We start from the raw sequence: 20,553 nt of genomic DNA, 5'->3' as shown, positions 1-20,553 counted from the left end.
CTCATGTCCAGCAAACCTACCCCTTCGAATAGCCTATGCCGGCACTAATGCAAGTTTTTTGGGAAATAAAAAATCCTGCTGTAACGTGGGGTCGCAAGATTATAGAGAACTCATCATAAAAAATCGACCCCAAATTCAATAATTATCCCAAAGGACGAAGGAATCAGGGTAAATGTGGAAGTTTCAGGTATTCCTCACTTTGCATTTCCTGCAAGCGAGACAGGCAACGTTGATATTCAAACGTCAACAACTCACCCTGATAAATCTGTTCCACCGGCGCGTCGGCATTAATGATAAGTTTTACCTGGCGCTCATAGAATTCATCCACCAGTGCGATAAAACGTCGCGCAGCACTTTCATTCAATATTGTCATAATCGGCATATCGTGTAACAAAACAGAATGATAAAGTTTCGACAAAGCAATATAGTCCAGCTGGCTGCGTGGATCTTCACACAATGTCTTGAAATGGATTGCCAATACCCCATCAACACTACTGATGACAGGCATATTGCGATGATTGATCTCCAATATTGGATTTGGCTCCCCTTCTCGTCCGGCCAAACGCAGAAACATATGACGCATCTCCTGTCGATTCTCTTCTGACAATGGCGTCAAATAGAGATGAGCCTGTGTCAGTGTCCGTAGGCGATAATCGATACCGGCATCGACATTCATGACATCACAATATTTTTTGATCTGCTCAATGGCTGGCAGAAATCGTGCGCGCTGCAATCCATTTCGGTATAACTCATCAGGGGGGATATTGGATGTCGCCACCAAGGCAATTCCCCGTACAAACAACGCTTCCAGCAATGTACCAAGGAGCATAGCATCCGTAATATCGGACACAAAAAACTCATCAAAACAGAGTATATCCGTCTGTGCCTTGAAACCATCAGCAACTATCTCCAAAGGATCTTCATGGCCTTGTAACGTTGTTAACTCTTCATGTACCCGTAACATGAAACGGTGGAAATGGAGACGCAATTTTCGCTCAGTCGGTAAACTCTGGTAAAACATATCCATCAGCCATGTTTTGCCACGCCCGACACCGCCCCACATATAAAGCCCCTGAACAGGGCGGCATTGCGCAGAAGTTTGTCGACCAAACAACTTACCCAATATGCCTTTCAGTCCACTGGCTTGCGGAGTATGGTGCGGTTGAGCATTGATGAGAGCGCGATGAATAAGATCAAGGCGTTCAACAGTCTTGCGCTGTACTTCGTCAGGTTGATACTGATCATCAGACAGTGCTGATTGATAGAGCGATGAAGGTGTAATCGGTGACATGAAAATAACAATCCTTAAAGTTTTTTATTCTCAGTACGTATCGTAATTTACCAATAAAAACTATGCCAATTCCCACTGATGTGAATTGAGATATCTGCTTTTGGATAAGAATTTTTACCTACATGCGTTGGTAAAGCTGTATAAAATTAATATATTAGATTACAGATAAATGAATTAATTAATAATCAATATTCCACTCTGACTAAATTAACGGTTATAGTGGTCATCATGAACCAAGAACCTATCCCAATAGTTGTATATCCTTGCAAACAGAACTGCCTAATGGGATAAGGCTCTAAGAACATTGCAGAAACAATATTGCAGAATAACGATGTTACTAAAGGAGTTGCCATGACTTGGGAATATGCCCTGATCGGATTAATCATCGGTTTTATCGTCGGCGCGCTGGCTGTCCGCTTTGGCAGCTCAAAGCTACGCCAACAAAATGCCCTACAGGCTGAATTGGAGAAAAATCGGGCTGAATTGGAAGAATACCGCAAAGAGCTGGTCAGCCATTTCGCCCGTAGCGCTGAATTACTTGACAATATGGCACGCGATTACCGTCAGTTGTATCAGCACATGGCGAAAAGTTCCAATGAACTGATGCCCAACATGCCAGTACAGGATAATCCTTTCAATTATCGTCTAAGCGAATCCGAAACTGAGACAAATAAAGTGACTGCTAACACGCCTCCACGGGATTATTCTGAAGGTGCATCTGGCCTGTTCCGTCCGCTCCAAGATAAATAATTAATACACTTTGCCGTGGTAACAATCGCTACCACGGCTCCCTTTCGTGCCCTTCATCCAATGGAAAGATTTTTGTTTTTTATTTTTGATTCACGTAAATACCTGTAAAGAAACGCATTAAAACGACTTTATTAGTGAACTTTGCTGAATAATTGAGAGTCATAACAGCATTGAAACAATGATGCTTAAGGCCTATCTAATCCTCAGGAATAAGTGATTTCCAAGGTAGCAAAGCCTTGACAGGATAGATCTCTTAAGCACAATTTCCTTTTCTAGCTTAGGTATTAAGAGAACGTATTCATGAAAAGAAAAAATACATTGCTCAGCGCACTCGCTATTAGTATCGGACTATCTTTAGCTTCAGTTCCAATGGTAAGTAATGCAGCCCTACCTGCTGCTGCGGTCGCTCAAGAATCAGCCAGTCTCGCTCCCATGCTGGAAAAAGTGCTGCCTTCTGTTGTCACTGTTCATGTTTCAGGTACAGAAGTACAAAGCCAACAACTCCAGTTACCTGACGATTTTCAGTTCTTCTTCGGTCCTGCATTTCCTCCGCAAGAACCAAGAAAACGTCCATTCACGGGGTTAGGCTCTGGGGTAATTATTGATGCCAATAAAGGTTATGTATTGACCAATAGTCATGTCATTAATAATGCAAATAAAATACGCGTTCAATTAAATGATGGTCGTGAATACTCAGCAAAACTCCTTGGACGTGATCCACAAACCGACATTGCTCTTTTGCAATTGAAAGATGCCAAAAACCTGACTGCCATCAAGTTCGCTGACTCCGACCAACTGCGCGTCGGAGATTATGCTATTGCCATCGGTAACCCATTTGGCTTGGGGCAAACCGTCACATCCGGGATCATTTCTGCTCTTGGCCGCAGCGGCCTGAATCTGGAAGGTTTGGAAAACTTTATCCAGACCGATGCCCCTATTAACCGCGGTAACTCTGGTGGTGCATTGATTAATCTGAAAGGAGAACTGATCGGTATTAACACCGCCATCCTCGCACCAAGCGGTGGTAACGTCGGTATCGGTTTTGCCATCCCAAGTAATATGGCTAAGGCTCTTTCTGCCCAGCTTATTTCCCATGGAGAAATCAAACGCGGCATACTCGGTATCAAAGGAACCGAGATGACGGCAGACATCGCCAAAGCACTCAATGTTGAAGCACAACAAGGGACATTTGTCAGCGAAGTCCTGCCTAAATCGGCTGCGGCTAAAGCGGGTATCAAACCAGGGGATGTACTAATCTCCTTTGATGGCAAAAAAATTAATAGCTTTGCTGAGCTACGTGCGAAGGTTGGTACAACAGTTCCAGGTAAAGAAGTCACAATTGGTCTGCTGCGCAAAGGGAAGCCACTTGAAGTCACCGTTACACTGGATAACAGTGATGGAGAGCCAACGAAAGCAGAAAACTTGAGTATTGCCCTGCAAGGCGCAACCCTGAGTAATGCCGCCATAAAAAATACCCAAGGCATCAAAGTGGATTCGATTATTCCGAACTCACCTGCTGCAATATCGGGTTTGCAGAAGGATGACTTGATTGTTGGTGCCAATAATGTGCGTGTACGAAATATCAGTGAATTACGCAAGATCACTGAGGAGAAGCCGACCATTATCGCATTGAACGTCTTACGTGGTGACGATAATATTTATCTCTTACTGCGTAATTAATCTATACCCACGACAGACACAGTATAATGCTGTGTCTGTCCGCTTCTATGCTATTCTTCTTTCAATCAATTACTACTCTGAATAATGTCATGCTGATCAAGTTATTACGCTCTATACTCATAGGCTTATTGATTGCCGCTATTTTGCTGGTCGCTATCCCCTCTCTGCGTCCTAGTGGCTTAAAAAATTTCCTGAGCGATAACAACAACAGCAGCGATACAGTATCCAGTTTCAGCAAAGCTGTCCGCCGGGCTGCTCCTGCGGTAGTCAATATTTACAGCAGCAGCATGGGCAGTTTTTCCCATGAAAGCCGGGAACTTCTTCCTTTAGGTTCCGGTGTCATTATGAGTGAACAAGGCTATATCCTCACTAATCGGCATGTTATCAATAAGGCAGCTTCCATTATTGTCGCCTTGCAAGATGGGCGCTTTTATGAAGCACTGTTAGTCGGCTCAGATAGCCCAACGGATCTGGCAGTTTTAAAAATCAACGCCACAAACCTGCCTGTGATCCCAATTAATCCTAAACGTGTGGCCCACGTAGGGGATATCGTGTTGGCTATCGGCAATCCGTACAATTTGGGACAAACCATCACACAAGGCATTATCAGTGCAACCGGGCGTGTCGGCCTTAGTCCAACGCGTCGCCAGAATTTCCTGCAAACAGATGCGTCAATTAACCAAGGCAACTCCGGTGGTGCTTTGGTCAATACGCTAGGAGAATTAGTTGGTATCAATACGTTAACGTTCGATAAGTCTGAGTTTGGTTCAACACCGGAAGGGCTGGGATTTGCCATTCCAACAAAACTGGCGACTACCATTATGCAGAAATTGATCCGTGATGGCCGAGTTATCAGGGGATATATAGGCATCACCGCCAGAGAATTACCCTATATTCGCTCATCAGGCAGTAATATCAATCAAATTCAGGGGTTACGCGTTTTCCAGATCGCACCTAATGGTCCGGCTGAAAAAGCGGGGATCAAAGTGGGAGATATCATTACCAGCGTTAATCACCAGCCAGCCATCTCACCTGTGGAAACAATGGATAAAGTTGCGGAAATTCGTCCGGGCAGTGTTGTTCCTGTAACGGTGCTACGCGATGGAGCTTCCCTCACACTTAACGTCACAATCGATGAGTTTGATGGCTATTAATCTTTTCTCGCCAGCTATTTTCTCGTCCACTCACCCATAATGTGGGCAAGGTGGACGAGAAAGAATATTTAATTCCGTTTAGCCAGTTGTCTTAATGCGCTCAATATTTGCGCCAAGACCACGCAGCTTATCTTCAATATGTTCGTAACCACGGTCAATATGATAAATACGGTCTACGACTGTCGTTCCTTCGGCAATGCAACCAGCTAATACTAAACTCGCAGAAGCACGCAAATCAGTCGCCATAACCTGAGCACCAGATAGCTTTTCAACACCATGACACAACACTGTATTACTCTCAATTTCAGCCCGTGCGCCCATACGAATCAACTCAGGGATATGCATGAAGCGATTTTCAAAAATGGTTTCAGTGATCATACCTGCACCATCTGCAACCATATTCAATAGGCTAAATTGCGCCTGCATATCAGTTGGAAAGCCCGGATGAGGTGCCGTGCGGAATGTCACTGCTTTTGGCCGCTGACCATGCATATCAAGGCTAACCCAATCCTCTCCCACTTTGATATCCGCCCCAGCTTCACGCAACTTGGCTAAAACAGCATCTAAAGTATCAGGTTTCGCATGACGACAAACTACCTTACCACGTGAAACCGCCGCCGCGACCAAGAAGGTGCCAGTTTCGATACGATCAGGCAGTATACGATGAACACCACCACCCAAACGCTCAACTCCCTCAATCACAATGCGATCAGTACCTGCACCTTTGATTTTTGCTCCCAGCATATTGAGAAAATTAGCTGTATCTTCAATTTCAGGTTCACGCGCAGCGTTTTCAATGGTGGTTGTTCCTTCTGCCAATGTTGCCGCAGTCATGATCGTAACCGTTGCCCCAACACTGACTTTATCCATCACAATGCTGGCACCTTTCAAACGGCCATCCACAGTGGCTCTGACATATCCCTCATCCAGCACGATTTTCGCACCAAGCTGCTCCAGGCCAGAAATATGGAGATCAACAGGGCGAGCTCCAATAGCGCAGCCGCCTGGCAAAGAGACCTGCCCCTGACCGAAACGTGCCACCAACGGTCCCAATGCCCAGATGGACGCTCGCATGGTTTTAACCAGTTCATAAGGGGCACAATATTCATTGACTTCACTGGCATCAATAAAAACAGAACCATTACGTTCCACTTTTGTACCCAAACGATTAAGCAATTTGATCGTGGTATCAATATCTCTCAATTCAGGAACATTCTGTAATTCAACCGGTTCTTCTGCCAGTAACGCTGCGAACATAATTGGTAAGGCGGCATTTTTTGCCCCGGAAATAATCACCTCTCCCGACAGGCAGGTAGGCCCTTTCACGCGAAATTTATCCATCTGTCATGATTCTCTTATTTAATTCAAAGTGTGCTGTTCGCGGTGAGGCAAACAGCTTCAAAGTCCCTGAAGCTTACGGTCACGCTGCCATTGTGCCGGCGTATAGGCTTTGATTGACAACGCGTGAATGCGGTTATCAGCGATGTATTCCATCAAAGGAGCATAAACAGCCTGCTGTTGTTTAACCCGACTCAGGCCATCAAAAAATGCGCCAACAGCAATAACCTGAAAGTGGCTGCCGTCACCGCTGACGATAACTTCATCAAGTGCCAATTTTTCCATCAGCACTTTTTTGATTTCATTCGTATCCATAAATCTGCTCACACTCGTCGTTAGAAAATAGTGTCGTTAAATTAAAAAAATAATAGTAGATGCTTATCCTAATGGAATAAAGGCAACTCTTAAACCAAGAAAAACGCCCCTGTAAGTTGATAGCTTACAAGGGCGCTGATGATCAAAAAAAGGAATTACGTCTTCGGCTGGTTATCGTCAAGAAGGGCTTGCAGACCATACAACGTTATCAACGTACTCAGGCGTTCACCTACGCCTGAAAAAGTCAGTGTCCTGCCACGTTTGTGGCATTCCCCCTTTAATTGGACAAACAGGGCCAACCCCGTAGAATCCACACGGCTTAGTTGAGAGACATCAATATTGCCAATGTCCTCCAGAACGTGCTCTTTTTGTTGCCAAAGGGGTAACAAACTATCACGATCCAATGTGCCTTGCAGAAACAATGTATTACCGGCCTTTTCCCAGTTAACAGTTCCCTGATTGACATTTTCGTTAATCATCATATCGTTATCAAAAGTCGCTTTTTCCATATCACTTTTTCTTTTCTAAAGTGATTGGTGCTTTCGCGCTGATGGCTAACTGTTCAGTCAGGCCATCAATACCTTTCTGACGCAGGATATCCGCCCATTCGTTCTGCTTGGTCGTGATCATGCTCACACCTTCTGCGATCATATCGTAAGCTTGCCAATAACCTGTCTTACTGTTTTTACGCCATTGGAAATCTAAACGAACAGGCGGCTGTCCATTAGAATCGATGATCGTGACACGAATGGCCACTATCGTCTTATCACCCAACGGCTGTTCTGGTGCAATCTGATAAGCTTGTCCGTGATACATCGCCAAGGCCTGACCATATGCCTGCTCCAGATAGGATTCAAACGCCTTGAAATAAGCATCACGCTGCTCCGGTGTCGCTTGTTTGTAGTAAGGCCCCAGAACCAGTGCTCCTGCATATTTTATCTGCACATAAGGCAGTAATTCTTGACGCACAATCTGACGCAAGACTTCTGGATTGGCCTGAATCTGCGGTTGATCGTTCTTCAAACGGATAAACGTTTTTGCCGCTGCATCTTTCATCAATGCGTAGGGGTTGGTTTGATCTGTAGCGCTGGCCAATGGCGCAACCACCAGCAACGCAATCATAAGTAATCGCTTAAACATAAGTGTTATTTCTCCTAAGCAGTGGATTGCTGGTTAGTGTGCTTGTTCAGGTGCCGAAGCGGATTTCCCCTGACTTCCGCCACTACTCTTATACAAGAACTGACCAATCAAATCTTCAAGTACCATCGCAGGCTTGGTATCTTCAATACGATCGCCATCTTTCAACATGGCAGTGCCTAAATCAGGGTCATCAAACCCAATATTGAGAGAAATATATTGCTCTCCCAGTAACCCTGACGTTCGGATAGAAAGCGAACTGGTATTTGGAATATTGTCGTATTGCGTGAAAATATCCAATTCAACTTGTGGTGTATAGGTTTTGTGATCCAGCCAGATTTTCTCCACGCGGCCAACAACTACTCCGCCAACTTTCACCGGTGAACGTACTTTCAGGCCACCAATATTATCAAACGCGGCATATACACGATAAGTTGGCTGGCTGCCGAAAGATCGGATATCTGCAACTTTGAGGCATAAAAAAATGATTGCTGCCAACGCAATCAAGACAAAAATTCCCACCCAAATTTCATTTTTCTTGCTTCGCATCGACTTAGTTCCCAAACATCAGTGCTGTCAGCACAAAATCCAAACCCAATACCGCCAACGACGCATGAACTACTGTGCGCGTCGTTGCCCTGCTGATCCCTTCCGATGTTGGGATAGCGTCATAACCATTGAACAGTGCAATCCAAGTTACCGTAATAGCAAAAACGACACTCTTGAGAAAACAGTTGAGCAAATCTTTTTGCCATTCAACCGTAGATTGCATCGATGACCAGAAGAAGCCACCATCAATGCCTTTCCAATCAACACCCACTATTGCACCTCCCAAGATCCCCACAGCGACAAAGATTAGGGAGAGTAAGGGCATACTGATAAAACCAGCCCAAAAACGCGGGGCAATAACGCGGCGCAGCGGATCAACCGCCATCATTTCCAGACTGGAAATCTGTTCAGTGGCTTTCATCAAACCAATTTCTGCAGTCAAAGCTGAACCCGCTCGCCCGGCAAACAGTAGTGCAGTCACCACAGGCCCCAATTCACGCAGTAGTGATAACGCCACCATCATGCCAAGGCTGCCTTCCGCACTAAATGTGGTTAAAACCAAATAACCTTGCAAGGCCAACACCATACCAATAAACAGACCTGAAACCACAATGATCAGAAGAGATTGAACACCTACGCTATACAGTTGCTGACGCAATAGTGTCCATTGTTTGGCTGGCTCTGGCTTACCAATGATTGCAGTAAACAGCATAAAGCCCGCACGACCGAATGAAGCCGTAACCTCAATCGCACGCCGGCCCATTGCTGCTAATGCCCGTGTTAACATCAACATTCCATCATCCTAATAACTCAGTTTTGTAATCCCCAGCAGGGAAACGGAAAGGTACAGGCCCATCAGCAATACCATCAAGAAACTGCCGAACCCGTTGATCCTGATTCATTCTCAGTTGATCTGGAGTACCTTCTGCAATCACTTTCTTCTCAGCCACAATATAAGCATAATCGGCAATACTCAGTACTTCAGGCACATCGTGGGAAACCACGACACACGTAACACCAAGCGCATGATTCAGCTCATCGATCAGCTTCACCAAAACGCCCATCGTGATGGGATCTTGACCGACAAAAGGTTCATCAAACATGATCAAGTCGGGATCGAGTGCAATCGCCCTTGCTAATGCAGCTCGCCTTGCCATACCGCCAGAGAGTTCCGATGGCATCAAGTGCGCAGCGCCACGCAACCCTACCGCTTCCAGCTTCATCATCACGGTTGTGTGAATCAACGCTTCAGGCAGTTGGGTATGCTCACGCAGGGGAAAAGCCACATTGTCAAAAACATTCAGATCGGTGAACAAAGCACCTGACTGAAATAACATGCTCATTTTCTTACGGGCAGCATACAGACGTGGGCGGGATAATGCCGGAATATTATCGCCATCAAACCAAATTTCACCACGTTCAGGGCGAATTTGTCCCCCGATCAGACGCAGCAACGTGGTTTTTCCGATACCAGAAGGTCCCATAATGGCGGTAATTTTTCCTTTCGGAACGGTCAGATTAATATCAGCAAAAATCGGGCGTTGGCCCCGGGTGAAATGCATTCCACAGATCTCAATAAGATTTGCTGTTTGTTGACTCATTATTGATAGCCCCTAACCGTTAATAGAACTGTCTTCATGACTGTATTTAAATAATTAATAATGCATACTACAAAAAATTGCCCAATTTTGCGTTAGCAAAGTTGTGACAAATTTTACTTTTTATCGCTTGATCGTCAGAATGTATAAGTCTAGCTGAATAAACATTCCATGTTTAAAAATCAACCATTATTAGCATTATGCTCGGAATAAAACTTATTTAAGGGACACTCCATGTTTCTGACAATTGTACTGCTCATTACCGGGTTGATTTTACTGGTGTATGGTTCCGATAGATTAGTTTATGGTGCGGCCGTTTTTGCCCGTGCCATGAAAATTCCCCCTTTTATTGTCGGCCTGGTTATTATGGGAATAGGAACCTCGCTACCAGAACTGATGATCTCTGTTACAGCATTTTTAGACGGACAGCCAGACATGGCCATAGGCAATGCCATTGGCTCCAATATTACTAACCTGTTGCTCATTACGGGAGCTGCGGCTTTCATTCGGCCAATCAGAGTAAAATCAGAAATTTTGCGACAAGAAGTGCCCCTAATGTTGGCGATCACCGTATTTGCAGGGTATTTGCTGTCCAATGGATACCTGAGCCGGCTGGATGGTATTCTTTTAGTGCTTGCAGCCCTCTTCTTTATCTCTCTGATGATAAAGATGACCGCTTTCTCCCAACACAATAGGGTTGATAGCTATACCCAGGAACGAAATGCCGAATTGCCGGTCGAAGGCAACAAAGGAATTGCGCTTCTTTGGGTGGTTCTGGGGTTAATGATTCTTCCCATTTCTACCCGCATGGTGATTGATAATGCAACCGTTATTGCACGTATTTATGGTGTTAACGAACTGGTGATTGGCCTCACAATACTTGCCGTGGGAACCAGTTTGCCTGAGCTTGCCACCGCTATTGCTGCGGCCATAAAAGGTGAGAATGACATGGCAATGGGCAATATTGTTGGCTCAAACGTATTCAACGCCACCCTTGTTCTGGGTGTCCCTGCCATACTTTCCCCTAGTGCCTTTTCACCTCAAGCATTTTCCCGCGATTTTTGGGTCATGATGGCAGCGAGTATACTATTCACGGTATTTTGTCTGGGAAGAAAGCATCGATTGAACCGATTGAACGGCATCTTGCTACTGAGCTGTTTTATCGCTTATTTTGTCGTACTTTTTGTTTCTAATTATTACGGTACTAAGTAATTGCCGATTGAATGGGAAAAGAGTGGGAAGTAAAAATGCCTAAAATCGATTTTCAGCAAGCAGGTAAGCAAGTATTACATATTGAACTTGAAGGGCTGGTTGGCCTGGAACAATACATTAATGACGATTTCAGCCAAGCCTGTGAACTAATGTTTAGTTGTGAAGGAAAAGTCATTGTGATGGGGATGGGTAAATCCGGTCATATTGGACGAAAAATCGCTGCGACATTTGCCAGCACCGGTACACCTTCGTTCTTTGTCCATCCTGGCGAAGCCAGCCATGGCGATCTCGGCATGGTAACAGCAAAAGACATCGTACTGGCGATTTCCAATTCCGGTGAATCAAATGAAATTCTGGCGTTAATTCCCGTACTCAAGCGACAAAAAGTCCCGCTCATCTGCATGACAAATAATCGCAACAGTAACATGGGCAAAGCCGCAGACATCCACTTGTGCATCAAAGTCCCACAGGAAGCCTGTCCATTGGGATTGGCCCCCACGACCAGCACCACCGCCACACTCGTCATGGGCGATGCATTAGCCCTTGCACTCTTGCAGGCCCGTGGCTTTACGGCTGAAGACTTCGCCCTTTCCCATCCTGGTGGAGCACTCGGACGCAAACTTCTGCTGCTGGTCAGTGATTTAATGACCACGGGTAATGACATTCCCCGTGTTCCCCGTACAGCGACTTTGCGTGAGGCTTTGGTGGAAATCACCCGCAAAAAATTGGGCATCACGGTTATTTGTGATGATAACATGCAGATCAGTGGTATCTTCACCGATGGCGATTTACGCCGTGTTTTCGACATGGGCATTGATTTAAACAATGCAAAAATCTCTGATGTCATGACTGCCGGTGGCATTCGTATTAAACCCAATGCACTGGCGGTTGATGCACTAAACCTGATGCAATCACGCCATATCACCTCACTATTGGTCACAGAAGGTGACAAATTACTTGGTGTACTACACATGCACGATCTTTTGCAGGCCGGTGTTGTGTAGACCGGTCTTCTATAAAGCAAGTAAACTGATACAAACAAGCATGATATAAATCTTAAGAGAATTTCTTAATGAGTCAAAAAGAGTACCTGGACACCTGTTATGGCCCAGTTAATCAAGTAATTATCGAAAAAGCCCGCCAAATCCGTTTGCTGATTTGTGATGTTGATGGCGTGATGTCTGATGGGCTTATCTACATGGGCAATGAAGGCGAAGAGCTGAAAGCCTTTAACGTTCGTGATGGTTATGGCATCCGTTGTTTAATCACCTCCGATATTGAGGTTGCCATCATCACTGGCCGCAAAGCAAAACTGCTGGAAAATCGGGCAGAAACCCTAGGTATTACACATCTTTACCAAGGACAAAACGATAAGGTTTTGGCGTATAAGGAACTGTTGGATAAACTAGCGTTGCAGCCAGAGCAAGTCGCCTATATTGGTGATGACCTTATTGACTGGCCTGTCATGGCACAAGTTGGATTATCTGTTGCAGTTGCTGATGCCCATCCTTTACTGTTGCCAAAAGCAGATTATGTGACTCAGATTGCCGGCGGTCGCGGTGCAGTCAGGGAACTTTGTGATTTGGTACTCTTCGCTCAGAATAAGCTCGAAGATGCCAAAGGATTATCCATATAAATTAAAATTGAAAAAAAGAATGAGCAAAATTCAATCCTGGCTGATCGCAATACTGGCACTGATCGCGCTTGCGCTGATTGGCTGGAATTTCTCGAATGTAAATGATAATACCTCATCAGCCATTGTGGATGATGGTTATCCGACTTATCAAACACAGGAAGCTATTACTTTTGTCTATGATCCGGAAGGTAAGCTGACTTACAAGCTGGTCGCTGACGATGTTAAAAACTATACGGAAACCAAGTTGACCTGGTTTACCAACCCCGTATTGATAACATTTGCCCCCAATGGCACCCCTGGCACCCCTGGCACCCCGATAGCAACATGGACAGTACGCGCCAACAAGGCCAAAATGACCCAAGATAAGATGCTCTATCTGTACGGGGATGTCCAAGTGGATAGCCTGAACGATGCGTCACAATTGCAGCGGATCACAACAGACAATGCGATCGTCAATCTGACAACCCAAGATGTCGCATCCGATGACCGAGTCACTCTTATTGGTGTCGGTCTGAAATCTGTTGGCATGAAAATGCGTGGCAATCTGCGAAACAAAACTGCTGAACTGATTGAAAAGGTGACCACTCAATATGAGATTCCACATGAACAACCTAATCCGTAATTCCATTATTGCCGGTACTCTTTTTGCCGTCAGCCTACCCGTACTGGCCTTAAAAGATGATACAAAAAAGCCCATTACCATCGATTCAGCAAGACAGTCGCTGGATTTAACGGGAAACATTGCCACATTTACGGATAATGTTAGCGTAAAACAAGGCTCGATCGACATTCATGCAGATAAGGTCGTTGTTACCCGCCCGGAAGGAAATTCTGACAAGACAGTTATTGAAGCATTCGGTAATCCTGCCACTTTTTACCAATTGCAAGATGATGGTAAGCCCATCAAAGGTCATGCATCAAAGATGCGCTATGAGATGGATAAAGAGCTGGTCACCCTGACAGGGAACGCCTATCTTGAACAGCTAGACAGTAATATCAAAGGCGATAAAATCACTTATCTCGTACCGACACAACAAATGGAAGCCTTTAGCGATAAAGGTAAACATGTCACTACCGTCTTGTTACCTGCCCAGCTACAAGAAAAAGGCCCAGGTGTTAACGGCGCTGACGCTCAGAAAAAGGGTAAATAACGACTGATGGCAATACTAAACGCAGAAAATCTGGCAAAAGCCTATAAAGGCCGTAAGGTCGTTGAGAACGTCAGCCTAAACGTGAAATCAGGGGAGATTGTTGGTTTACTTGGTCCCAATGGAGCAGGTAAAACCACTACTTTCTATATGGTGGTTGGCATTGTTCCACGTGATGCTGGTTCTATCACCATTGATGAAGAAGATATCAGCCTGCTGCCCCTGCATGAGCGTGCACGCCGTGGGATAGGTTACTTGCCTCAGGAAGCTTCTATCTTCCGTCGTTTGAGTGTATTCGACAATTTGATGGCGGTACTGGAGATTCGCAAAGACCTGACTCAAGAGCAGAGAAAAGCGCGTGCAGAAGAATTGATGGAAGAATTTCACATCGCTCACCTGCGTGATAACCTTGGGCAATCACTTTCCGGTGGTGAACGCCGTCGGGTGGAGATTGCCCGTGCATTGGCAGCCAATCCCAAATTCATTCTGTTAGATGAACCTTTTGCCGGTGTTGACCCCATTTCCGTACTGGATATTAAAAAGATCATTCAACATCTGCGGGATTACGGATTAGGAGTACTGATTACTGACCACAATGTGCGTGAAACACTGGATGTCTGTGAACGTGCCTACATCGTCAGCCAGGGTCATTTGATTGCCCACGGTACTCCGAATGACATCCTGAATAACGAGCAGGTCAAACGCGTCTATTTGGGTGAAGGTTTCCGCCTTTAACTTTTATCCTTCTGTCAGGCGCGATTCAAGGAACTATTCAAGCTAGGTTAAGGAGAAAGTGGTAACGCTATGAAGCAAAGTTTGCAACTCAGGCTCAGTCAGCAATTGACGATGACGCCACAACTCCAACAGGCCATCCGTTTGTTGCAACTATCTACGCTTGAGCTTCAGCAGGAGATTCAGCAAGCTTTGGAAACCAATCCGCTGCTTGAACAGGATGACCTGCATCAGGAAGTGGAGAATCAGGCACTTTCTGATACCAACACTGAAGTCATGGATACCCGTGAAGCACTTGAGCAGAGGGATATGCCTGAAGAGCTACCGTTAGATGCCAGTTGGGATGACATTTACACCGCTGGCACGCCTTCAGGAACTCACAGTGACTATAGCGCTGACGATTTCCCCATATATCAGGGAGAAACCACCCAAACTTTGCAAGACTATCTCATGTGGCAGGCAGGATTAACGCCATTTACCGAAACGGACGCTGCCATTGCCACTTCAATCATTGACGCCATTGATGACACCGGATATCTGACCATTTCTATCGAAGAGATCCTTGCCAGTATTGGTGATGATGAACTGACGTTGGCAGAAGTCGAAACCGTCCTCAAACGCATACAACATTTTGACCCAATCGGCGTTGCTGCCCGTGACTTACGCGAATGCTTGCTTATTCAGCTTTCCATGCTGCCGCCAGAGACACCTTATCTGAAGGATGCCAGACTTATTGTCAGCAACTATCTGGAACTACTGGGTAACCGAGACTTCCGTAATTTATTACGTCAGAGCAAATTAAAAGAGAGTACCCTGAAGGGGGCAATTGATATCATCCAATCACTGGAACCAAAACCTGGCCTGGTAGTCAATACGGGTGAATCCGAATATGTTGTTCCAGATGTCTTGGTACAGAGAGAAAATGGAAGCTGGCAAGTCAGGCTAAATACCGATAGTATCCCCCGTCTGCGCATCAACCAACACTACGCAGCACTGGGACAACGGGCCAACAATGAGAGTGACAGCCTGTTTATACGCAACAACTTGCAAGAGGCTAAATGGCTGCTCAAGAGCCTCGAAAGCCGTAATGAAACATTACTAAAAGTCGCCTGCTGTATTGTTGAACGGCAACAAGATTTTTTTGAATATGGTGAGGAACACATGAAACCACTGGTATTGGCTGATATCGCCTATCAGATTGACATGCATGAGTCCACCATTTCCCGCGTGACGACCCAGAAATACCTGTATAGCCCACGAGGGATCTTTGAACTTAAATATTTTTTCTCCAGTCACGTCAACACCGACAGTGGTGGTGAAGCCTCTTCTACCGCGATACGTGCCCTGGTGAAAAAACTGGTCGCGGCAGAAAATCCGGTCAAGCCACTGAGTGACAGTAAATTGACCAGCATACTTACTGCGCAAGGTATTCAAGTGGCTCGCCGGACTGTCGCAAAATATAGAGAGTCGTTATCCATCCCGCCTTCAAACCAACGTAAAAAATTGGTTTGAACAACACAGAGAAGGAAAACACTATGCAACTCAAAACCATGCAACTCAATGTTACAGGCCACAATATTGAAATCACCGATGCACTTCGCAACGTTGTGAACACCAAATGCGGCAAATTGAATCAATATTTCGATAAAATTAACCTCATTCAGGTCATCCTTCGAGTAGAAAAGGTGCAACGGATCGCCGAAGCTACAGTGTATGTTAATGGAGGTGAGTTGCATGCAACCTCAGAACATGAAGACATGTATGCGGCAATTGATGTACTGGTAGATAAGCTAGCGCGTCAATTGACCAAACACAAAAGTAAATTGAGACAACATTAATCGCTTTTAGGCAACGGGGCTGTCATAAAATTATCACTGTTCTATCTATAACACCGTCTATAACGCCCTATAGTGCTATGTACTTAGTGCGATCTGTAGATCGGTTTTAGAGCGCAGTGCATTAATACCGGATGCCTCATCAGGCATCTGGTATAACAAGGCCCTAAGTGAATAAAGAAATGAACAACGAAACAGATTTACCACTAAGCTCTGTGCTTTCACCCGCATGTACACGCAACAACGTACCTTGTTCGAGTAAAAAGCGCGCCTTAGAGATTATCAGTGAGCTGGCATCAAAACAGCTTGAAGTGCCGGAAAATACCGTATTTGAGGCTATTCTTTCGCGCGAAAAAGTAGGCACAACAGGAATTGGCAACGGGATTGCGATCCCTCACGGCAAATTGGATAAAGAGCGTTCGGATAATGCCGTTGGGGTATTTTTACACCTGGAACAACCCATTACCTTTGACGCCATCGATAATCAACCTGTTGACTTGCTGTTTGCTTTATTGGTGCCATCAGACCAGTGTCAAACCCATTTACACTCACTATCATTGATTGCAAAGCGCCTTGCAGATAAAAATCTCTGCCGTCGCCTGCGCTCAGCGCAGAGTGATGAAGAACTCTATAAAATTATTACTGAATAAATAGCGATTATAATTATAAACATTTAGGGGGAGTCACCTCATGGTGCTGATGATAGTCAGTGGTCGTTCAGGTTCTGGGAAATCCGTTGCTTTGCGTGCACTGGAAGATATGGGCTTCTATTGCGTGGATAACCTGCCCGTTGTGTTACTGCCAGAATTGGCAAACACACTGGCCGAACGTGATATCTCGGCTGCGGTTAGCATTGATGTCAGAAACATGCCGGAGTCGCCAGAAATTTTTGAAGCAGCGCTAACGCAATTGCCTGACAGTTTTTCACCACAGTTACTGTTTCTTGATGCGGATCGTAATACTCTGATCCGCCGCTACAGTGACACGCGCCGTCTGCATCCACTCTCCAGCAAGAACCTGTCACTGGAAAGTGCCATTGACCAAGAAAGCGATTTACTTGAACCCCTGCGCTCACGCGCTGACTTGATCATTGATACATCTGAAATGTCCGTTCATGAACTGGCGGAAATGCTCAGGACACGTCTATTAGGCAAACGGGAGCGAGAATTGACTATGGTGTTTGAATCCTTTGGATTCAAACATGGTATTCCTATCGACGCAGACTATGTTTTCGATGTGCGTTTCCTACCAAATCCGCATTGGGACCCGAAACTACGCCCAATGACCGGTTTGGATCGCCCTGTGGCAGCATTTTTGGATCGCCATACAGAAGTTCATAATTTTATTTATCAGACGCGTAGCTATCTTGAGCTTTGGCTACCCATGCTGGAAACCAATAACCGCAGCTATCTGACGGTCGCTATTGGTTGCACAGGCGGTAAACACCGCTCAGTCTATGTGGCAGAACAGTTGGCTGATTATTTTCGTTCCCGTGGCAAGAATGTGCAATCACGCCACCGCACACTGGAAAAACGTAAATAATATGAATAACACAAGCCATGACAGTCAGACAAAGACTTGAAATTAAAAATCGGCTCGGAATGCATGCCCGGCCTGCGATGAAACTGCATGATCTGGTACAACAGTTTCAATCAGAAGTGATTCTGCGTAACAGCAGTAACTTACAGGCCGAGGCCCGCAGCGTCATTGCCATGCTGATGCTGGACTCTGAACAAGGCAGCCATATTGACGTTGAAGTCAACGGACCGGATGAACAGCAAGCGCTGGCGGCCATTATCGAACTCTTCAATGCAGGATTTGACGAAGAGTAACACGTTCCTTCTAAAGATATTGTCTCGAATGGCTTCTTATTGTGGACAATAACTCCCACCTAACCAAAAATCTAACGACGCAACAGACTGATTTAACTTGAATCCTGATTTATTTCTTGATACAGAGCAGACAATTAGAGAGCACTTCGGTGTGGTGTGCCATTGAACCTATTTTCAAGGTAAACGCAAAATCAGTGATTAAAACTAACTAAAGATAAAAAATCATTAATATAATCTGCTCATTAAACATTCACAATGCGTAAAAATAAAATATTATAATCATTAACTTAGTTAATTAATCTAACTATTTATAAATAGTGTGATACAGATAATAAATGTTAGCTTTCAATAAGTTAACTATGTGAAATTAAATTCAAAAAAACTTATTATTAAAACGCAATTATATGCGGAACAGTATACATACAGTCCCTACACTGGAGATTTACTTCATGCGTTTTAATAAAACTACACTGGCAATTTTTCTTGGTTTGAGTTTGTTTCAAGGTGTTGCCCAAGCAGCACCTGTGCTCTCTTTAGATAACACTCATGCAGAAAGCATCGCCGCAACCAATAACGCTTGGGTTGAAATCAATACCACGACTTTCGAAAATAATATTCACACCCTGCAAAAAAAACTGAATAAAGGCACCAAAATGTGTGCGATTTTGAAAGGCGATGCTTACGGTCATGGCATCGACCTGCTGATGCCATCCATCATCAAAACTGATGTGCCTTGTGTAGGTGTTACCAGTAATGAAGAAGCCCGCCTCGTGCGTGAAAGCGGCTTTAAAGGACAACTGATACGTGTCCGTACAGCTGACATCACTGAAATCGAAAGCACACTGGGCTATGACATGGAAGAGATAATCGGCGATCTAGATCATGCCCAAGCCATCAATACGCTGGCAAAAAAACACGGTAAAGAAATTCGTGTCCACCTGATGCTGAACACAGGTCTTATGAGCCGCAATGGATTGGAAATGAAGACTGAGCAGGGCAAACAAGACGCTCTGAAAATTACCCAGTTGCCTGACCTGAAACTGGTCGGCATGATGAGTCACCATGCATTCACTAATATGGATGCCATCCGTGACAGCATTAAGAACTTCAAAGAACAAACTTCTTGGTTGATCAAAACGGCAAATCTGAACAGAGACGAAATCACTCTGCACGCATCAAGCTCTTTTGCCTCACTTAGCATTCCTGAAGCCCAATTCGACATGGCTCGCGTTGGCAGTGCGCTGTACGGCATCCTGACCACCAGCCACCCAGAATTCAAGCCATTGATTCAAATGAAAACTCGTGTTGCTTCTGTTAAAACATATCCTAAAGGTAATGGAGTCGGTTATGACAACACCTATATTCTGAAACGCGATTCCAAGCTCGCTAACTTGCCAGTAGGTTTCTCTGATGGCTTTAGCTCTGCCATGTCAAACAAAGCTTATGTCCTGATCAACGGTCACCGTGTACCCGTTGTCGGTAGCGTTTCTATGAACACCGTGATGGTCGATGTGACTGATTTACCAGAAGTAAAAAGTGGCGATGAAGTGGTCATTTTCGGTAAACAAGGTAACGACGAAATCACCCAGTCTGATATTCAGAAATGGGGGGGAATGCATGTTGTTGAGCTTTCTTCCATTTGGGGTGAAACCAACCCACGTATCGTAACCACCGGCTTATAATTTGCGGTTCAAATGATAGCAGACTGTTCTTTTCCTCCATTGTGGATAAGCCTTGTTTCATTAGCAAGGCAAAACAGTTCGTGATCATGATCTCTTTATTTTCGCGGCAGAACAGCCTAATATCATTTCAATTACTTTGAAAATAACACCCCCCTCCTTGCGATGTGGGGTGTTATTTTGTATTGAGCTTAATTTGGAGTGTGGTATGAAAAAACCTAAAATCATTATCAATGAATTAGATGCTGAACGTTTAGATTCTCTGTTGGAACAACCTGCTTTTGCTAATACCAGTATCGCTGATGCCTTGAATGAAGAGCTGGATAGAGCCGAAATAATGGCTCCGGTAGATATCCCAGCCGATGTTGTCACCATGAACAGTGAAGTTCGTTTTATTGATCTGGGCAGTGATGAAGAGCGTGTTCGTACACTGGTCTACCCTGCTGCCCTGCAAGACAGCACCAAACATCTGTCCGTCATGGCGCCTTTGGGTGCTGCTCTTCTGGGTTTACGGGTGAATGATGAAATAACATGGAAGTTGCCAAACGGTGAAACAACCCGAATAAAAGTATTAGAAATACTTTATCAGCCAGAAGCCGCAGGCGAATATCACCGTTAATTTCCAGCCAGCTCAGTGACATTGAACTGGCTGCTGTTAATTGAGTAT

At 45.0% G+C, this 20,553-nt stretch carries 24 protein-coding genes; 16 read left to right on the top strand and 8 right to left on the bottom strand.

What is annotated here, in order from left to right; genetic code table 11:
* Positions 1–163: 163 nt before the first annotated feature.
* Complete coding sequence (zapE, locus tag BDE27_RS00440; protein WP_099130821.1) at positions 164–1,291, bottom strand: cell division protein ZapE; 1,128 nt, start codon at positions 1,289–1,291, stop codon at positions 164–166.
* Between the two features lie 351 nt (positions 1,292–1,642).
* On the opposite strand from zapE, the gene zapG reads away from it, so the two are divergent.
* The 3 genes from zapG (at position 1,643) to degS (ending at position 4,875) form a co-directional block, all read left to right on the top strand.
* On the top strand, positions 1,643–2,041 hold the full coding sequence (gene zapG, locus BDE27_RS00435; protein WP_099130822.1) for a Z-ring associated protein ZapG: 399 nt from the start codon (positions 1,643–1,645) through the stop codon (positions 2,039–2,041).
* A 300-nt stretch (positions 2,042–2,341) separates the two neighbouring features.
* On the top strand, positions 2,342–3,721 hold the full coding sequence (locus BDE27_RS00430) for a Do family serine endopeptidase (RefSeq protein WP_099130823.1): 1,380 nt from the start codon (positions 2,342–2,344) through the stop codon (positions 3,719–3,721).
* An 89-nt stretch (positions 3,722–3,810) separates the two neighbouring features.
* Positions 3,811–4,875, top strand: coding sequence for an outer membrane-stress sensor serine endopeptidase DegS (gene degS, locus BDE27_RS00425; RefSeq protein ID WP_099130824.1), 1,065 nt, complete (start codon positions 3,811–3,813; stop codon positions 4,873–4,875).
* Between the two features lie 78 nt (positions 4,876–4,953).
* Here the strand turns inward: degS and murA are convergent, their stop codons facing one another.
* From murA to mlaF, 7 genes are all read right to left on the bottom strand, one after another.
* Complete coding sequence (gene murA, locus BDE27_RS00420; protein WP_099130825.1) at positions 4,954–6,216, bottom strand: UDP-N-acetylglucosamine 1-carboxyvinyltransferase; 1,263 nt, start codon at positions 6,214–6,216, stop codon at positions 4,954–4,956.
* A gap of 57 nt (positions 6,217–6,273) precedes the next feature.
* Positions 6,274–6,528: a BolA family iron metabolism protein IbaG gene (gene ibaG / locus BDE27_RS00415; protein ID WP_074020576.1), complete on the bottom strand. Its 255-nt coding sequence runs from the start codon at positions 6,526–6,528 to the stop codon at positions 6,274–6,276.
* A gap of 155 nt (positions 6,529–6,683) precedes the next feature.
* On the bottom strand, positions 6,684–7,037 hold the full coding sequence (mlaB, locus tag BDE27_RS00410) for a lipid asymmetry maintenance protein MlaB (RefSeq protein WP_099130826.1): 354 nt from the start codon (positions 7,035–7,037) through the stop codon (positions 6,684–6,686).
* Between the two features lies 1 nt (position 7,038).
* Positions 7,039–7,668: a phospholipid-binding protein MlaC gene (gene mlaC / locus BDE27_RS00405; protein ID WP_099130827.1), complete on the bottom strand. Its 630-nt coding sequence runs from the start codon at positions 7,666–7,668 to the stop codon at positions 7,039–7,041.
* Between the two features lie 33 nt (positions 7,669–7,701).
* Complete coding sequence (mlaD, locus tag BDE27_RS00400; RefSeq protein ID WP_099130828.1) at positions 7,702–8,214, bottom strand: outer membrane lipid asymmetry maintenance protein MlaD; 513 nt, start codon at positions 8,212–8,214, stop codon at positions 7,702–7,704.
* Positions 8,215–8,218: 4 nt separating this feature from the next.
* Positions 8,219–9,001, bottom strand: a complete 783-nt coding sequence (gene mlaE, locus BDE27_RS00395) for a lipid asymmetry maintenance ABC transporter permease subunit MlaE (protein WP_099130962.1) — start codon at positions 8,999–9,001, stop codon at positions 8,219–8,221.
* A gap of 10 nt (positions 9,002–9,011) precedes the next feature.
* Positions 9,012–9,815, bottom strand: coding sequence for a phospholipid ABC transporter ATP-binding protein MlaF (gene mlaF / locus BDE27_RS00390; protein ID WP_099130829.1), 804 nt, complete (start codon positions 9,813–9,815; stop codon positions 9,012–9,014).
* Positions 9,816–10,046: 231 nt separating this feature from the next.
* Between mlaF and BDE27_RS00385 the strand changes: the two genes are divergently transcribed.
* The 13 genes from BDE27_RS00385 (at position 10,047) to rnk (ending at position 20,505) form a co-directional block, all read left to right on the top strand.
* Positions 10,047–11,024: a calcium/sodium antiporter gene (locus BDE27_RS00385; protein ID WP_099130830.1), complete on the top strand. Its 978-nt coding sequence runs from the start codon at positions 10,047–10,049 to the stop codon at positions 11,022–11,024.
* Positions 11,025–11,059: 35 nt separating this feature from the next.
* A complete protein-coding gene (gene kdsD, locus BDE27_RS00380; protein ID WP_099130831.1) occupies positions 11,060–12,028 on the top strand; it encodes an arabinose-5-phosphate isomerase KdsD in 969 nt (322 codons plus the stop codon).
* A 68-nt stretch (positions 12,029–12,096) separates the two neighbouring features.
* Positions 12,097–12,660: a 3-deoxy-manno-octulosonate-8-phosphatase KdsC gene (kdsC, locus tag BDE27_RS00375; protein ID WP_099130832.1), complete on the top strand. Its 564-nt coding sequence runs from the start codon at positions 12,097–12,099 to the stop codon at positions 12,658–12,660.
* A 19-nt stretch (positions 12,661–12,679) separates the two neighbouring features.
* Complete coding sequence (gene lptC, locus BDE27_RS00370) at positions 12,680–13,282, top strand: LPS export ABC transporter periplasmic protein LptC (RefSeq protein ID WP_099130963.1); 603 nt, start codon at positions 12,680–12,682, stop codon at positions 13,280–13,282.
* Positions 13,263–13,811: a lipopolysaccharide ABC transporter substrate-binding protein LptA gene (gene lptA, locus BDE27_RS00365; RefSeq protein ID WP_099130833.1), complete on the top strand. Its 549-nt coding sequence runs from the start codon at positions 13,263–13,265 to the stop codon at positions 13,809–13,811. The genes lptC and lptA overlap by 20 nt, the downstream gene beginning before the upstream one ends.
* A gap of 6 nt (positions 13,812–13,817) precedes the next feature.
* On the top strand, positions 13,818–14,543 hold the full coding sequence (gene lptB, locus BDE27_RS00360) for an LPS export ABC transporter ATP-binding protein (protein ID WP_099130834.1): 726 nt from the start codon (positions 13,818–13,820) through the stop codon (positions 14,541–14,543).
* A gap of 69 nt (positions 14,544–14,612) precedes the next feature.
* A complete protein-coding gene (gene rpoN, locus BDE27_RS00355) occupies positions 14,613–16,052 on the top strand; it encodes an RNA polymerase factor sigma-54 (protein ID WP_099130835.1) in 1,440 nt (479 codons plus the stop codon).
* A gap of 38 nt (positions 16,053–16,090) precedes the next feature.
* Positions 16,091–16,378 carry a ribosome hibernation promoting factor gene (hpf, locus tag BDE27_RS00350; protein WP_099130964.1) on the top strand — a complete coding sequence of 96 codons (288 nt, stop codon included), beginning with the start codon at positions 16,091–16,093 and terminating at the stop codon, positions 16,376–16,378.
* 179 nt (positions 16,379–16,557) lie between these two features.
* Positions 16,558–17,025 (top strand): PTS IIA-like nitrogen regulatory protein PtsN, encoded by a 468-nt coding sequence (ptsN, locus tag BDE27_RS00345; protein WP_099130836.1) that lies wholly within the window; start codon positions 16,558–16,560, stop codon positions 17,023–17,025.
* Positions 17,026–17,065: 40 nt separating this feature from the next.
* The gene (rapZ, locus tag BDE27_RS00340; protein ID WP_099130837.1) at positions 17,066–17,917 is read left to right on the top strand and encodes an RNase adapter RapZ; all 852 of its coding nucleotides are present in this window, start codon (positions 17,066–17,068) and stop codon (positions 17,915–17,917) included.
* A 17-nt stretch (positions 17,918–17,934) separates the two neighbouring features.
* Positions 17,935–18,207, top strand: a complete 273-nt coding sequence (npr, locus tag BDE27_RS00335) for a PTS phosphocarrier protein NPr (protein ID WP_074020590.1) — start codon at positions 17,935–17,937, stop codon at positions 18,205–18,207.
* 449 nt (positions 18,208–18,656) lie between these two features.
* The gene (alr, locus tag BDE27_RS00330) at positions 18,657–19,889 is read left to right on the top strand and encodes an alanine racemase (RefSeq protein WP_099130838.1); all 1,233 of its coding nucleotides are present in this window, start codon (positions 18,657–18,659) and stop codon (positions 19,887–19,889) included.
* 205 nt (positions 19,890–20,094) lie between these two features.
* Entirely contained in the window at positions 20,095–20,505 is a 411-nt protein-coding gene (rnk, locus tag BDE27_RS00325; RefSeq protein WP_099130839.1) for a nucleoside diphosphate kinase regulator, read from the top strand.
* The last annotated feature ends 48 nt before the right edge of the window (positions 20,506–20,553 follow it).

The sequence above is a fragment of the Xenorhabdus ehlersii genome, assembly GCF_003610465.1.
GTDB lineage: Bacteria > Pseudomonadota > Gammaproteobacteria > Enterobacterales > Enterobacteriaceae > Xenorhabdus > Xenorhabdus ehlersii.
The sequence above is the reverse complement of the archived record's forward strand: the minus strand, read 5'-3'. Positions and strand labels throughout refer to the sequence as shown.

Bases quoted from the DNA above. Each gene is read 5' to 3' on its own strand.
- ibaG (WP_074020576.1), bottom strand. From the start codon at position 6,528: ATGGATACGAATGAAATCAAAAAAGTGCTGATGGAAAAATTGGCACTT.
- lptB (WP_099130834.1), top strand. From the start codon at position 13,818: ATGGCAATACTAAACGCAGAAAATCTGGCAAAAGCCTATAAAGGCCGT.
- BDE27_RS00385 (WP_099130830.1), top strand. From the start codon at position 10,047: ATGTTTCTGACAATTGTACTGCTCATTACCGGGTTGATTTTACTGGTG.
- mlaB (WP_099130826.1), bottom strand. From the start codon at position 7,037: ATGGAAAAAGCGACTTTTGATAACGATATGATGATTAACGAAAATGTC.
- BDE27_RS00430 (WP_099130823.1), top strand. From the start codon at position 2,342: ATGAAAAGAAAAAATACATTGCTCAGCGCACTCGCTATTAGTATCGGA.
- alr (WP_099130838.1), top strand. From the start codon at position 18,657: ATGCGTTTTAATAAAACTACACTGGCAATTTTTCTTGGTTTGAGTTTG.
- mlaF (WP_099130829.1), bottom strand. From the start codon at position 9,815: ATGAGTCAACAAACAGCAAATCTTATTGAGATCTGTGGAATGCATTTC.
- ptsN (WP_099130836.1), top strand. From the start codon at position 16,558: ATGAACAACGAAACAGATTTACCACTAAGCTCTGTGCTTTCACCCGCA.
- rpoN (WP_099130835.1), top strand. From the start codon at position 14,613: ATGAAGCAAAGTTTGCAACTCAGGCTCAGTCAGCAATTGACGATGACG.
- rnk (WP_099130839.1), top strand. From the start codon at position 20,095: ATGAAAAAACCTAAAATCATTATCAATGAATTAGATGCTGAACGTTTA.
- mlaC (WP_099130827.1), bottom strand. From the start codon at position 7,668: ATGTTTAAGCGATTACTTATGATTGCGTTGCTGGTGGTTGCGCCATTG.
- lptA (WP_099130833.1), top strand. From the start codon at position 13,263: ATGAACAACCTAATCCGTAATTCCATTATTGCCGGTACTCTTTTTGCC.
- rapZ (WP_099130837.1), top strand. From the start codon at position 17,066: ATGGTGCTGATGATAGTCAGTGGTCGTTCAGGTTCTGGGAAATCCGTT.
- degS (WP_099130824.1), top strand. From the start codon at position 3,811: ATGCTGATCAAGTTATTACGCTCTATACTCATAGGCTTATTGATTGCC.
- mlaD (WP_099130828.1), bottom strand. From the start codon at position 8,214: ATGCGAAGCAAGAAAAATGAAATTTGGGTGGGAATTTTTGTCTTGATT.
- murA (WP_099130825.1), bottom strand. From the start codon at position 6,216: ATGGATAAATTTCGCGTGAAAGGGCCTACCTGCCTGTCGGGAGAGGTG.
- mlaE (WP_099130962.1), bottom strand. From the start codon at position 9,001: ATGTTAACACGGGCATTAGCAGCAATGGGCCGGCGTGCGATTGAGGTT.
- kdsC (WP_099130832.1), top strand. From the start codon at position 12,097: ATGAGTCAAAAAGAGTACCTGGACACCTGTTATGGCCCAGTTAATCAA.
- kdsD (WP_099130831.1), top strand. From the start codon at position 11,060: ATGCCTAAAATCGATTTTCAGCAAGCAGGTAAGCAAGTATTACATATT.
- lptC (WP_099130963.1), top strand. From the start codon at position 12,680: ATGAGCAAAATTCAATCCTGGCTGATCGCAATACTGGCACTGATCGCG.
- zapG (WP_099130822.1), top strand. From the start codon at position 1,643: ATGACTTGGGAATATGCCCTGATCGGATTAATCATCGGTTTTATCGTC.
- hpf (WP_099130964.1), top strand. From the start codon at position 16,091: ATGCAACTCAATGTTACAGGCCACAATATTGAAATCACCGATGCACTT.
- zapE (WP_099130821.1), bottom strand. From the start codon at position 1,291: ATGTCACCGATTACACCTTCATCGCTCTATCAATCAGCACTGTCTGAT.
- npr (WP_074020590.1), top strand. From the start codon at position 17,935: ATGACAGTCAGACAAAGACTTGAAATTAAAAATCGGCTCGGAATGCAT.